Raw genomic sequence first — 13,738 nt, forward strand, 5'->3', positions numbered from 1 at the left:
CCGGCTGACGCCGGCCCGACCCTGTGTCGCTTACCAGCGGTAGTGGGCGAAGGCCTTGTTGGACTCGGCCATCTTGTGCATGTCCTCGCGGCGCTTCACAGCGGCGCCCAGACCATTGCTCGCATCCAGGATCTCGTTCTGGAGGCGCTCGGTCATGGTCTTCTCACGGCGCTGCCGGGCGAAGCCGACGAGCCACCGCAGAGCGAGGGTGGTCGCGCGCGTCGAACGCACCTCGACGGGCACCTGGTAGGTCGCACCGCCGACACGGCGCGAGCGGACCTCGAGCGCCGGGCGGATGTTGTCCAGGGCCTTCTTGAGCAGCGAAACCGCGTCGGTGTTGGCCTTCTCAGCGGCGGCTTCGAGGGAGCTGTAGACGATCCGCTCGGCAGTCGAACGCTTGCCGTCGAGCAGCACCTTGTTGATGAGCTGGGTGACCAGCGGCGAGTGGTAGACCGGGTCGATGCCGACCGGGCGCTTGGGTGCAGGTCCCTTACGTGGCATTACTTCTTCTCCCTCTTGGCTCCGTAGCGGCTGCGTGCCTGCTGGCGGCCCTTGACAGCCTGGGTGTCGAGCGAACCGCGGACGATCTTGTAGCGCACGCCGGGGAGGTCCTTCACACGGCCTCCGCGCACCAGCACGATCGAGTGCTCCTGCAGGTTGTGACCCTCACCCGGAATGTAGGCGGTCACCTCGATCTGGCTGGAGAGCTTGACACGAGCGACCTTGCGCAGTGCCGAGTTCGGCTTCTTGGGAGTGGTGGTGTACACACGGGTGCACACGCCGCGCCGCTGCGGGCTGCCCTTGAGGGCAGGCGTCGCGTTCTTCGCGGCCTTGTCGTGCCGGCCCTTGCGGACCAGCTGCTGGATTGTAGGCACTGAATATTCTCCATTGCTTCTCGATATACCTAAGTCCGATGGCGGTCACAGCTGTCGCTGCGCCGTCCGCACCCTCGGACATGTCCTGCTGGGAGCGGGTGAAGCTGCCTGCCCGTCCCCAGTCTCCGCATGGTCCCACCGCATCCGGCTCAGGCGGATGTGCCATGATGGCCGGGCACCCTACGCGGGCAGCCGAAGCAGCCAGTCAGGGAACCGATGGGGCCTTGCGGCCTGCATGTCACCGTACGCGGCTGCTCCTCGTCATCCGGTGCGGAGCGGATGACACAGCCTCGTGCGCGCATGCGGACACGATCTGATCACAATCAGTCACAGTACAGACTAAACCGTGCCGGCGCCGCCGGTCAAAACGACCTCAACGCCAGGTTCCGCGCGGGGATTCCACTTCCGGAGAGGCGGTGGGCTGCGCCACAGACACCTCAGCCACCGGCGTTACGCGCAGGTCACGCTCCGTTCGCCGGGCTTGGCTATGCTGGGCACATGTCCGACCTCGTACCCCGCGCCGGCGACAGCGACCGGCCCCGCAAGCTGCGCGCCAGTGATCAGGACCGCGACGCCGTCCTCGACGTCCTCTCCTCCGCCCACGCCTCCGGCCGGCTCGACCCCACAGAGCTCGATGAGCGGCAGGAGGCGACGATGGCAACGAAGTTCCTCGCTGAGCTCCCCGAGCTCATCGACGATCTTCCCGAAGGCGATGAGCTCGTCGCCCGGCTGCGCGCCGAGGCCGGAATCGATCCCGGGCCCTCTGCCTCGGGCACGGCGGTGGCGCACCGCCGCAAGCACATCCCGCCGGCCAAGCCCGGCACCGGCAAACCCGTCTACGACGTCGCGGTGCTCGGTGGCTCAGCGAAGACGATCGTCGCCGGCACCTCGAAGGTCGAGACGTATGCCCTCATGGGCGGCAGCGAGATCTACTTGCACGAGGTGATGGGCCCCGGTGTCGAACTCAAGCTCACAAACGTCGCGGTCATGGCCGGGCATGACATCTACGTGCCGGGTGGCGTCAGGATCATCGACAACACGGTCAACTTCCTCGCCGGCAACGACATCGCCCGCAACGCCCAGGGCGACGGCTCCAACGGCACCCTCATCCTCGACGGCTTCAACCTCATGGCCGGCCACGACGTCAAGCTCGACCCGAACTGGACTCCCGAAAACCGCTGAGCACACCCGGGAACTGATCTCTCCCCGAACCTGACACCGACCCGAGAGGACCCGCAGTGAATATCGGCATCCTGACCTCCGGCGGCGACTGCCCCGGCCTCAACGCAGTCATCCGCGGCGCGGTGCGCAAAGGCGTCCGCGAGTACGGCTACAGCTTCAGTGCGATCCGCGACGGCTGGCGCGGACTGCTCGAAGACGAGATCGAACCGCTGACGACGAGCGATGTGCGCGGCATCAGCGGCCGCGGCGGCACGATCCTCGGCACCTCCCGCACCCACCCCTACTCCGGCGGCGGGCCGGAGCGCATGAGCGAGGTGATGAAGGCCCGCGGCATCGATGCGGTCATCGCGATCGGCGGCGAGGGCACCCTGGCCGGGGCCTCGCGGCTGGCCGACGATGAGGGGCTGCCGGTCGTCGGCGTGCCCAAGACCATCGACAACGACCTCGACAACACCGACTACACCTTCGGCTTCGACACCGCCCAGGCGATCGCCACCGAGGCGATCGACCGGCTGCGCACGACGGCCGAGAGCCACCACCGCTGCATGGTGCTCGAGGTGATGGGCCGCAATGCCGGCTGGATCGCCCTGCAGGCCGGGATGGCCGGCGGCGCGCATGCGGTGCTGATCCCCGAGTTCCCGGTTGGCTATGAGCAGATCTGCGACTGGGTGCGCTCGGCCTGGGACCGCGGGCGCGCTCCGCTCATCGTCGTCGCCGAGGGCTTCGTGCCCGAGGATCTCGATGCGCAGGTCTCCGAGGCCGGCCTCGACAAGCACGGCCGGGTGCGGCTGGGCGGCATCGGCAACCACCTCGCTCCGATCATCGAGGAGCGCACCGGCCTGGAGACCCGCGCGGTGACGCTCGGCCATCTGCAGCGCGGCGGTTCGCCGACTGCATACGACCGGGTGCTCGCCACCCGGCTGGGCATGTCCGCCGTTGAGCTGTGCCATGACGGGGCGTGGGGTCAGATGTCGAGTCTGACCGGCGCCGATATCATCCGCGTGCCGATGTCGGAGGCCGTCGACAAGCTCAAGTACGTCCCGCAGCACCGCTGGGACGAGATCCAGGTGCTGCTGGGCTGATCTCCTCCGCCAGGGGGGTGCCGGACAGCTGTGCGGCGAGCCAGCCGCACAGCTGTCCGGCATCCGCACCCTGTCGCAGCCGGTGCAGCAGCTCCGCCGCTTCGATCCGGACGCACGCATAGTCTGCTGCCGCCAGCTCGGCTGCTGCTGGCAGCGTCGTGACCGGCAGAGGTCCGGCCGGCAGGGGTGTGGCCGGGAGCGTCGTAACCGGCAGTTCGGACCGCACCTCACTGCCGGGCAGCGGCTCCTCCCCTCCCCTGTCGACGTCGATGATGACGCGCAGGCGCGGGAACAGGAAGGACACCGCAGACTCCCCATCCGGCCCCGACCCACCGGGCACGACTGCGCCCGGCAGGGCGACATTCTGCCGGAAGCCGCCCAGCCCCAGCGCGCGCAGCAGCACCAGCAGCACGGACTCCGCTGCACTGCCGGACTCCCCGGTGGCGGTCGCGAGCACCATCCGCACCCGGGAGAAGCGGTTGCGGCGCTGCTGCGTCTCCGCGGCTGCATGCAGTTCGTTCTGCACGCGCTGCCGGTCATGGGCGCTGCGCAGCAGATGATCGGCTGCCAGCACGCCAGCGATAATCCCGAGGTCCCGGCTCAGATCGACGACGGTGCGCGCCGGAGTCGTGACTGTGAGCGCACCGAATGACAGGCGATCCGGCGGCAGCACGGGATTGCGCCACCGGTGCAGCTGCTCCGTGTCGCCGCCCTTGCGCGGGTGGGAGACATGCAGTTGCGCTGCGCTGCCGGGGGCGCCGGCGTCGGTGTCGATGACGGGCATGCCGTGCAGCCGGGCGGCGGTGACATGGGAGATGACGTCCGAGGGTGCGAGACCCGGCAGCGGGTCGGGCAGCACTGCGGTGCCGCTGCGGGTGACGGCGCTGAGCTGCCCGGCTGGTGGTGAGAGTGCAGTCGTATCCATGTGGATACCCTCGCTGCGGGGCTGCCGACATACCACCGCTCACCGGCTGACTGTGGATAACCCCAGCCTTGTCCACATCTGTGTTCACAGCTGTGCAGCAGGTTACCGGATCACGGCTACGGTGGCGTCGCACAGCCCTCTCTGCCTGCTCGTACATGGGCAGAGCGAAGGTTACCGAGCGGAAACCCGGCGCTGCGGCAGCTGGGCGGGAACACCTCGGGAACGGCTGGTTCAGGCCCGTGATGACGGGGCGCAGGGCCATTGTCCACAGCTGAATGCACAGCCGCGGGCGCCTGTGGGAAACCCGGGCGCAGACGACAGGGCGGGGACAGCATGTGCGGTCCCCGCCCTGCGGCTGTCAGACCGGCGCTTCACCGCCGGTCAGGTGCTCAGCTGAACGCGCCGAAGTCGTAGTCCTCCAGCGGAATGGCTGCTCCCTCTCCTGCCAGCGACGGGTAGAAGTCGTTGTAGGAGTTGGTGAACATATCCTGGCGGGCCTCTTCGGTCGGCTCGACGATCATGTCGCGGTACTTGTGCATACCGGTGCCGGCCGGGATGAGCTTACCGAGGATGACGTTCTCCTTCAGGCCGAGCAGCGGGTCGGTCTTGCCTTCCATCGCTGCTTCGGTGAGGACGCGGGTGGTCTCCTGGAAGGAGGCCGCCGACAGCCACGACTCGGTCGCCAGCGAGGCCTTCGTGATGCCCATGAGCTCGTCACGAGCCGAGGCCGGCGTGCCGCCTTCGGCGACGACACGACGGTTCTCCTCCTGGTAGCGGCCGCGGTCGACGAGCTCGCCGGGCAGCAGGTTCGTGTCCCCGGACTCGATGACGGTGACGCGCCGCAGCATCTGGCGGACGATGACCTCGATGTGCTTGTCGTGGATGCCCACGCCCTGCGAGCGGTAGACCTTCTGCACCTCGTCGACGAGGAAACGCTCAGCTTCCCGGCGACCGCGGATGCGCAGCACCTGCTTCGGGTCGATGGCGCCCTCGACGAGCTTCGCACCGGCTTCGACGCGCTGTCCGTCTTCGACGAGCAGCTGTGCACGGCGGCCGACCGGGTGCTCGATCTCATCCGAGCCGTCATCCGGGGTGATGACGACATAGCGCGTCTTGCGGCTGTCGTCGATCCTCACCTTGCCGGTCGCCTCGGCGATCGGGGCGAATCCCTTCGGCGTGCGGGCCTCGAAGAGCTCGGTGACACGCGGCAGACCCTGCGTGATGTCGCCTCCGCCGCCGGCGGCCACGCCGCCGGTGTGGAAGGTGCGCATCGTCAGCTGCGTGCCGGGCTCGCCGATCGACTGGGCTGCGACGGTGCCGATCGCCTCGCCGATGTCGACGAGCTTGCCGGTGGCCATCGAGCGGCCGTAGTGCATCGCCGAGATCTGCACGTCCGAATCGGCGGTGAGCACCGAGTGGACCTTGATCTCCTCGATGCCGGCAGCCACGAGGGTGTCGATGACATCGGGGCCGACGTCGGTCTTGGCCGGGACGATGACATTGCCGTCGGCATCGGTGATGTCGGCGACGTTCAGGCGGCCGTAGACGCTCGTCTCGGCGTACTCGTGCGGCTCCAGCTCGCCGTTGAGACCGCGCTGCGCGACCGGCAGCGTGATGCCCTTGGGCGAATCGGTCGACTCCGAGCGGATGATGACGTCCTGCGACACGTCGACGAGGCGACGGGTGAGGTAGCCGGAGTCTGCCGTGCGCAGAGCCGTATCGGCCAGGCCCTTGCGGGCGCCGTGGCTGGCGATGAAGTACTCGAGGACGGACAGGCCCTCGCGGTAGTTCGACTTGATCGGACGCGGGATGATCTCACCCTTGGGGTTCGTCACCAGACCGCGCATACCGGCCAGCTGACGGACCTGCGTCCAGTTGCCCGAGGCGCCGGAGTTGACGAGGCGGACGACGGAGTTCTCGTCCGGGAAGTTCTTCTGCATCGCCTCAGCGACCTGGTCCGAGGTGTCCGACCAGATCTTGACGAGCTCGCTGCGGCGCTCATCGTCGGTGAGCGCACCGAACTCGTACTGATCCTGCACGCGGGAGGCCTGCTCCTCGGCCTCTTCGAGCAGTCCGGCCTTCGCCTCCGGGGAGACGATGTCGGACATCGCGACGGTCAGGCCCGAGTGGGTGGCCCAGTAGAAGCCCTCCGACTTGAACTGGTCGAGGGTGTGCGCTACCTCGACCTTCGGGTACAGGTCGGCGAGCCGGTTGACGATCTTCGACAGCGCCTTCTTGTCCACGGTCGTGTTGACGAACTGGTAGTCCGCCGGCAGCGTCTCGTTGAACAGGGCACGGCCCAGCGTCGTCTCGATGATCGCCGGCTGACCCGGCTCCCAGCCTTCCGGCATCGTCATCGTGCGCGAGGGCACGATGTCCTCGACGCGCAGCTGGATCTTGGCGCCCAGGTCGAGCTCATCGCGGTCGAAGGCCATGATCGCTTCGGCGACGGATGCGAACTCGCGTCCTTCGCCCACCGCACCGGAGCGCTCGCTCGTGAGGTGGTAGAGGCCGATGATCATATCCTGCGAAGGCATCGTGACGGGCTTGCCGTCCGAGGGCTTGAGGATGTTGTTCGCCGACAGCATGAGGATGCGGGCCTCAGCCTGCGCTTCAGCCGACAGCGGCAGGTGCACGGCCATCTGGTCACCGTCGAAGTCAGCGTTGAACGCCGAGCAGACGAGCGGGTGGATCTGGATGGCCTTGCCCTCGACGAGCAGCGGCTCGAAGGCCTGGATGCCGAGGCGGTGCAGGGTCGGTGCGCGGTTGAGCAGCACCGGGTGCTCGCTGATGACCTCTTCGAGGACATCCCACACCTGGGCGTGCTGGCGCTCGACCATGCGCTTGGCGGACTTGATGTTCTGCGCGTGGTTGAGGTCGACGAGCCGCTTCATGACGAAGGGCTTGAAGAGCTCCAGCGCCATCGTCTTGGGCAGACCGCACTCATGCAGGTTGAGGGTCGGGCCGACCACGATGACCGAACGGCCGGAGTAGTCGACGCGCTTGCCGAGCAGGTTCTGGCGGAACCGGCCCTGCTTGCCCTTGAGCATGTCGGACAGCGACTTGAGCGGACGGTTGCCCGGTCCGGTGACCGGACGGCCGCGGCGGCCGTTGTCGAACAGCGAGTCGACGGCTTCCTGCAGCATCCGCTTCTCGTTGTTGACGATGATCTCAGGCGCACCCAGGTCGAGGAGGCGCTTGAGGCGGTTGTTGCGGTTGATGACGCGACGGTACAGGTCGTTGAGGTCCGAGGTGGCGAAGCGGCCACCGTCGAGCTGGACCATCGGACGCAGCTCCGGCGGGATCACCGGGATCGCGTCGAGCACCATGCCCTCGGGGCTGTTGTCGGTCGACAGGAACGCATTCACGACCTTGAGGCGCTTGAGCGCACGGGTCTTGCGCTGGCCCTTGCCGGTCTTGATGAGTTCGCGCAGCTTCTCGGATTCGCCTTCGAGGTCGAAGTCCTGCAGGCGCTTTTGGATCGCCTCAGCGCCCATCGCACCGCTGAAGTAGATGCCGAAGCGGGCGACCATCTCGCGGTAGAGGCTCTCATCGCCTTCGAGGTCGGAGACCTTGAGGCTCTTGAAGCGCTCCCACACCTGGTCGATGCGGTCGATTTCGCGGTCGGTGTTCTTGCGGAGGTTATTCATCTCCTTCTCGGCCTGGGTGCGCAGCTTGTTCTTGGCTGCTGCGGTCGCACCCTCGGACTCGAGTTCGGCGAGATCCTCTTCGAGCTTCTTCGACCGGCGGTCGAGATCGGCGTCGCGGCGGTCGGCGAGGCGCTTCTTCTCCACGTCGATCTGGTTCTGCAGAGTCGGCAGATCCCGGTGCCGGGACTCCTCATCGACCGAGGTGATCATGTAGGCGGCAAAGTAGATGACCTTCTCCAGGTCCTTCGGCGCCAGGTCGAGCAGGTAGCCCAGACGCGAGGGCACACCCTTGAAGTACCAGATGTGCGTGACCGGTGCGGCCAGCTCGATGTGGCCCATCCGCTCACGGCGCACCTTGGCACGGGTGACCTCGACACCGCAGCGCTCACAGATGATGCCCTTGAAGCGCACCCGCTTGTACTTGCCGCAGTAGCACTCCCAGTCGCGGGTCGGCCCGAAGATCTTCTCGCAGAACAGGCCGTCCTTCTCCGGCTTCAGGGTGCGGTAGTTGATCGTCTCGGGCTTCTTGACCTCGCCGTGTGACCAGCGGCGGATGTCATCAGCGGTGGCCAGGCCGATGCGCAGCTCATCAAAGAAATTGACGTCAGGCACGTAAATCCTCTTTCTCTTGACAGCTGACTGACAGCTGTCCACATTCTCGAATACTCAGGCTTGTGCCTGCCGGCCCGGACGGGGCCGGCAGGGGCGATCAGACTTCTTCGACGGTCTGTGCTTCGTGACGCGACAGGTTGATGCCGAGCTCCTCGGCTGCACGGAACACCTCATCATCGGAGTCGCGCATCTCGACCTGCATGCCGTCCGAGGACAGCACTTCGACGTCGAGGCACAGCGACTGCATCTCCTTGATGAGCACCTTGAACGATTCCGGGATGCCCGGGCTCGGCAGGTTGTCGCCCTTGACGATCGCCTCATAGACCTTGACGCGGCCTGGGATGTCATCGGACTTGATGGTCAGCAGCTCCTGCAGGGTGTAGGCGGCGCCGTAGGCTTCGAGCGCCCACACCTCCATCTCACCGAAGCGCTGGCCGCCGAACTGCGCCTTACCGCCCAGCGGCTGCTGGGTGATCATCGAGTACGGTCCGGTCGAACGGGCGTGGATCTTGTCGTCGACGAGGTGGTGCAGCTTGAGCAGGTACATGTAGCCGACCGAGATCGGATACGGGAACGGCTCGCCGGAGCGGCCGTCGAACAGCCGCGCCTTGCCCGAGGCGTCGACGAGGCGGTCGCCGTCGCGGTTCGGGTGGGTGGACTCCAGCAGTCCGCGCAGCTCCTCCTCGTGGGCACCGTCGAACACCGGGGTGGCGACGTTGGTGCCGGCCTCCACCTCGGCGGCGAAGCCGTGCTCGAGCAGCTCAGTGGCCCATTCCGGGTTGCCTTCGATCTTCCAGCCCTGCTTGGCGATCCAGCCGAGGTGGACTTCGAAGACCTGGCCGATGTTCATACGGCGCGGCACACCGTGCGGGTTGAGGATGACGTCGACAGGCGTGCCGTCTTCGAGGAACGGCATGTCCTCGACCGGCAGGATCGTCGAGATGACGCCCTTGTTGCCGTGGCGGCCGGCCATCTTGTCACCGATAGTGATCTTGCGGCGCTGGGCGACGTAGACGCGCACGAGCTGGTTGACGCCCGGCGAGAGCTCATCGTCCTCTTCGCGGTCGAAGACCTTGACGCCGATGACGGTGCCGGACTCGCCGTGCGGCACCTTGAGCGAGGTGTCGCGGACTTCGCGGGACTTCTCACCGAAGATCGCGCGCAGCAGGCGCTCCTCCGGGGTCAGCTCGGTCTCACCCTTCGGGGTGACCTTGCCGACGAGGATGTCGCCGTCGGTGACCTCAGCGCCGATGCGGATGATGCCGCGGTCGTCGAGGTCGGCCAGCGCGTCCGGGGAGATGTTCGGGATGTCCCGGGTGATCTCCTCGGCACCGAGCTTGGTGTCGCGGGCGTCGACTTCGTGCTCTTCGATGTGGATCGAGGAGAGCACATCGTCCTGCACCATGCGCTGGGACAGGATGATGGCGTCCTCGAAGTTGTAGCCCTCCCAGGACATGAACGCCACGAGCAGGTTCTTGCCCAGCGCCATCTCGCCGTTCTCAGTCGACGGACCGTCGGCGAGCACCGAGCCGGCCTCGACGCGGTCACCTTCGTCGACGAGGATGCGCTGGTTGTAGGAGGTGCCGTGGTTGGAGCGGCGGAACTTCTCGGCCTTGTACGTCATGGTGGTGCCGTCGTCGTTCATGACGGTGACGTAGTCGGCGCACACATCGGTGACGACACCGGACTGCTCCGCGAGGATGACATCGCCGGCGTCGACAGCGGAGCGGTACTCCATGCCGGTGCCCACCAGCGGCGATTCGCTGCGCACCAGCGGCACAGCCTGACGCTGCATGTTCGCACCCATGAGGGCGCGGTTGGCGTCATCGTGTTCGAGGAACGGGATGAGCGCGGTGGCCACCGAGACCATCTGCCGCGCCGAGACGTCCATGTAGTCGACCTCGTCGACCGGGAGCAGCTCGGCTTCGCCGCTGCCGCCGGCCGGGCGGCAGAGGACGAACTCCTCAGCGAACTTGTTGTCGTCGGTCAGCGGCGCATTGGCCTGGGCGATGTCGAACTCGAGCTCGTCATCAGCGGTGAGGTACTCGATCCTGTCGGTCACGACACCGTCGACGACCTTGCGGTACGGAGTCTCGATGAAGCCGAACGGGTTGATGCGGCCATAGGAGGCCAGCGAGCCGATGAGGCCGATGTTCGGGCCCTCCGGCGTCTCGATCGGGCACATGCGGCCGTAGTGCGAGGGGTGGACGTCGCGGACTTCCATGCCTGCACGGTCACGGGACAGACCGCCGGGGCCCAGCGCCGAGAGGCGGCGCTTGTGGGTCAGACCGGCCAGCGGGTTGTTCTGGTCCATGAACTGCGACAGCTGCGAGGTGCCGAAGAACTCTTTGATCGCAGCGACGACCGGACGGATGTTGATGAGCGACTGCGGGGTGATCGCCTCGACGTCCTGGGTCGTCATGCGCTCGCGCACCACACGCTCCATGCGCGACAGACCGGTGCGCACCTGGCTTTCGATGAGCTCGCCGACCGCGCGGATGCGGCGGTTGCCGAAGTGGTCGATGTCGTCGAGCGCGACGCGGATCTCCGCTTCGGCGCCGTCGCGGCGACCGGTCATCGTGTCCTTGCCGGCGTGCAGCGAGACGATGTAGCGGATCGTCTGGGCGATGTCGTCGACGCTGAGCACCGAATCCGACAGCGGAGCGTCGATGCCGAGCTTGCGGTTGATCTTGTAGCGGCCGACCTTGGCCAGGTCGTAGCGCTTGACGTTGAAGTAGAGGTTCTTCAGCAGGTTCTCTGCCGCCTCGATCGTCGCCGGCTCCGCTGGGCGCAGCTTCTTGTAGATGTCGAGCAGCGCCTCGTCACGGGATTCGACCGTGTCCTTAGCCAGGGTCTCGCGGATCGACTCGAACTCGCCGAACTCCTCGAGGATCTTCGAGCTGGTCCAGCCGAGGGCCTTGAGCAGCACGGTGACCGACTGCTTGCGCTTGCGGTCCAGGCGCACACCCACCTGATCGCGCTTGTCGATCTCGAACTCCAGCCAGGCACCGCGGGACGGGATGATCTTGGCGGTGTAGATGTCCTTGTCCGAGGTCTTGTCAGCGGCTGCCTCGAAGTAGGCGCCCGGCGAGCGCACGAGCTGGGAGACCACGACGCGCTCGGTGCCGTTGATGACGAAGGTGCCCTTGTCGGTCATGAGCGGGAAGTCACCCATGAAGACCGTCTGCGACTTGATCTCGCCGGTGTTGTTGTTCATGAACTCGGCGGTGACGAACAGCGGCGCCGAGTAGGTCATGTCGCGCTCCTTGCACTCATCGATGGAGTACTTGGGCGGTTCGAAGCGGTGTTCGCGGAATGACAGGCTCATCGCGCCGGAGAAGTCCTCGATCGGGGAGATCTCCTCGAAGATGTCCTCCAGGCCCGAGGTGGTGGCAACGGAATCGTCGCCGGTCTCGATGGCCTCGGCGACGCGGTCCTGCCACGTCTCGTTGCCGATCAGCCAGTCGAAGCTGTCGGTCTGCAGGCCGAGCAGATTCGGCAGCGGCAGCGGCTCATGGATCTTGGCGAAAGATACGCGCGTGGGCGGATTAGCGGTCCTGGTGTGTTCGTTGGCGGCGGCCAATGGGATCCTTCCGAGTGGTTCACCTGGTCAATTCGCTCTGCCTGCCTGAAGGGAAAGAAGGGGACACACCGCCGCACACGACCGGTTGCGCCACACCGTGGCTGGTAGAGTCCCGGGTGGTTGAGGGCTGGCTGTGATCCCGATTTCCATCAGACGCTGTGCGTGAGCCCACCGCTATATGAAGGCACCACGAAGACAAAGCAACGCAAAGAACGATCATAGCCCGCAGGGAAACACACCGCAACTCGAATGTGGTATATTGCGGAGCTTTCGCCCCGGGCCCCGCCAGAGCCCGCCGGAATCACGCCGGAGCCCTGCCCCGCAGCGCCGATGATACTCTGCGGGCATGTCTCCCCCGGATCAGGTTCCGGCCCCGGCGATCTTCGTTCACACCTCGGAGCCGGCGGCGCTCAACTCCTATCTCATCATCGGCACCGAACGCGCTGTCGTCATCGACACCGGCGCCGGACCCACCCAGGCCGCGGGCATCCACTCCGCCTTCGCCACAGTCGTGGCCGCGCAGGCTCCCGGACTGCCGTTCACCGTCATCAACACCCACGATCACTGGGATCACTTCTTCGGCAATGCGCACTTCGCCGCCTGCGGCGTGCAGGAGTTCTACGGCTCGCCGGCATTCGTACGCGATCAGGCCGGCTCGGCATGGCTGCAGTTCCACGCGGTGCCGCTGGAGGCCGAACCGGATCTGCCTGCGGACCCCAGCAGCCTCGCCGTCGAGGCGGCGGCGCTGCCCGATGGCGCAGTCCTCGACATCGGCGGCTGGCAGCTGCACGCCTTCGAGATGCCCGGCCACACCGACACGGACCTGGTGCTCGCCTGCGCGGATGTCGTCTTCACCGGCGATCTCGTCGAGGAGGGTGCACCGCCGCAGGCCGGCGATGACGCCACGCCGAGCCGCTGGGCTGCTGGTCTGCGCGAGCTTGCCGCGCTACCGGGTGCGCGGGTCTTCGCCCCGGGCCACGGCCAACCGGTCGATGCCGCCTTCGTCCGTTCCCAAGCCGAAGATCTCCAAACACTGGCCGCCGATGCGGAGCATGAGCTGCGCACGCTGCGCGCGGAGGCCTTCGCCTTCCTTCCGGATGCCGAGCTGCCGGCCGGAGTCCGCCGCCTGCGCTGACCCTCGGCCCTGCTGACATCAGGGCCGTGGCGGGCCGCTGACCTCCCGGCTCATCGTCACCCGGGGCTCGCGCGCCTCGGCTTCGGCATTCGGATTGAGCTGTGCCGAGTCGAACTCCTCGATGAGCGGCTGGGTGACGGCAGTGTAGAGGTCATAGTAGGTGTCGTCGCTGCCGCAGTTGTTCGCGGCCAGCTCCTTCATCCTCTTATCGCCGCGCCACAGCTCCACCACGATCTCGCGGGCACCGTCGCAGCCCCGCTCGGGGATGAAGTTCGTCCGCTCCTGCGCCGCCTCGGCTGCGGCCGCAACGGCAGGCCACACCTCGGCGGCAAGTTCGATGCGCTCATAGCTGTGGAAGGTCTCCTGCGCATGCACCCGCAGCGCAGCCCGCTCCGGAACCGCTTCGAGGACCCAGCTGCGGTTGGCCGCTCCTGTGCGCGGATCGGTGAACCGGGCGATGATCCCGGCATCGCGCGCGCCGACCTCCACCGGCCCGAGCAGCGCGCATCCGCTCAACCCGCTCAGCAGCGCAAGCGACGCAGCAGCACCCGCGAGACGGCGGCGGCGATGTGAGCGGACCATGCTCTGATCCTAGATGATTGATTCCAAGGGGTGACTGGCGGCGTGCCTGCCGCAAGCACAGGTCGAGGGTGTCCAGGATCGAGGTTGAATCTCTCAATCTCGAACCCTAAGG

9 protein-coding genes are annotated in these 13,738 nt (G+C 66.8%); 3 read left to right on the top strand and 6 right to left on the bottom strand.

The features are described from left to right. Nucleotides 1-30 precede the first annotated feature (30 nt). Together rpsG and rpsL are read right to left on the bottom strand one after the other, a co-directional pair. Entirely contained in the window at nucleotides 31-501 is a 471-nt protein-coding gene (gene rpsG, locus ACFFN1_RS13465; protein WP_376841340.1) for a 30S ribosomal protein S7, read from the bottom strand. Next, nucleotides 501-875, bottom strand: a complete 375-nt coding sequence (gene rpsL, locus ACFFN1_RS13470; RefSeq protein ID WP_376841342.1) for a 30S ribosomal protein S12 — start codon at nucleotides 873-875, stop codon at nucleotides 501-503. Before rpsL ends, rpsG begins: the two co-directional genes overlap by 1 nt. 498 nt (nucleotides 876-1,373) lie before the next feature. Here rpsL and ACFFN1_RS13475 point away from each other — a divergent pair, with 498 nt between their 5' ends. Beyond that, complete coding sequence (locus tag ACFFN1_RS13475; protein WP_376841343.1) at nucleotides 1,374-2,057, top strand: DUF1707 SHOCT-like domain-containing protein; 684 nt, start codon at nucleotides 1,374-1,376, stop codon at nucleotides 2,055-2,057. Nucleotides 2,058-2,113: 56 nt separating this feature from the next. Beyond that, nucleotides 2,114-3,139 (top strand): 6-phosphofructokinase, encoded by a 1,026-nt coding sequence (locus ACFFN1_RS13480; protein ID WP_376841344.1) that lies wholly within the window; start codon nucleotides 2,114-2,116, stop codon nucleotides 3,137-3,139. Here ACFFN1_RS13480 and ACFFN1_RS13485 read toward each other — a convergent pair. From ACFFN1_RS13485 to rpoB, 3 genes are all read right to left on the bottom strand, one after another. After that, a complete protein-coding gene (locus tag ACFFN1_RS13485; protein WP_376841345.1) occupies nucleotides 3,087-4,064 on the bottom strand; it encodes a hypothetical protein in 978 nt (325 codons plus the stop codon). The genes ACFFN1_RS13480 and ACFFN1_RS13485 overlap by 53 nt on opposite strands. Before the next feature lie 389 nt (nucleotides 4,065-4,453). Further along, complete coding sequence (locus tag ACFFN1_RS13490) at nucleotides 4,454-8,326, bottom strand: DNA-directed RNA polymerase subunit beta' (RefSeq protein WP_376841346.1); 3,873 nt, start codon at nucleotides 8,324-8,326, stop codon at nucleotides 4,454-4,456. A 97-nt stretch (nucleotides 8,327-8,423) separates the two neighbouring features. Next, nucleotides 8,424-11,909, bottom strand: coding sequence for a DNA-directed RNA polymerase subunit beta (gene rpoB / locus ACFFN1_RS13495; protein WP_376841347.1), 3,486 nt, complete (start codon nucleotides 11,907-11,909; stop codon nucleotides 8,424-8,426). A 346-nt stretch (nucleotides 11,910-12,255) separates the two neighbouring features. Here rpoB and ACFFN1_RS13500 point away from each other — a divergent pair, with 346 nt between their 5' ends. Then, nucleotides 12,256-13,044 (top strand): MBL fold metallo-hydrolase, encoded by a 789-nt coding sequence (locus ACFFN1_RS13500; protein WP_376841348.1) that lies wholly within the window; start codon nucleotides 12,256-12,258, stop codon nucleotides 13,042-13,044. A gap of 18 nt (nucleotides 13,045-13,062) precedes the next feature. Here ACFFN1_RS13500 and ACFFN1_RS13505 read toward each other — a convergent pair whose 3' ends face one another. Then, entirely contained in the window at nucleotides 13,063-13,626 is a 564-nt protein-coding gene (locus tag ACFFN1_RS13505) for a hypothetical protein (protein WP_376841349.1), read from the bottom strand. Nucleotides 13,627-13,738: the final 112 nt, after the last annotated feature.

Origin of the sequence: Brevibacterium otitidis (genome assembly GCF_042429315.1) — a bacterium.
Classification (GTDB): domain Bacteria; phylum Actinomycetota; class Actinomycetes; order Actinomycetales; family Brevibacteriaceae; genus Brevibacterium; species Brevibacterium otitidis.

Coding starts and splice junctions, on each gene's coding strand:
- rpsG (WP_376841340.1), bottom strand. CDS start 501: ATGCCACGTAAGGGACCTGCACCCAAGCGCCCGGTCGGCATCGACCCG.
- ACFFN1_RS13475 (WP_376841343.1), top strand. CDS start 1,374: ATGTCCGACCTCGTACCCCGCGCCGGCGACAGCGACCGGCCCCGCAAG.
- ACFFN1_RS13485 (WP_376841345.1), bottom strand. CDS start 4,064: ATGGATACGACTGCACTCTCACCACCAGCCGGGCAGCTCAGCGCCGTC.
- ACFFN1_RS13500 (WP_376841348.1), top strand. CDS start 12,256: ATGTCTCCCCCGGATCAGGTTCCGGCCCCGGCGATCTTCGTTCACACC.
- ACFFN1_RS13505 (WP_376841349.1), bottom strand. CDS start 13,626: ATGGTCCGCTCACATCGCCGCCGCCGTCTCGCGGGTGCTGCTGCGTCG.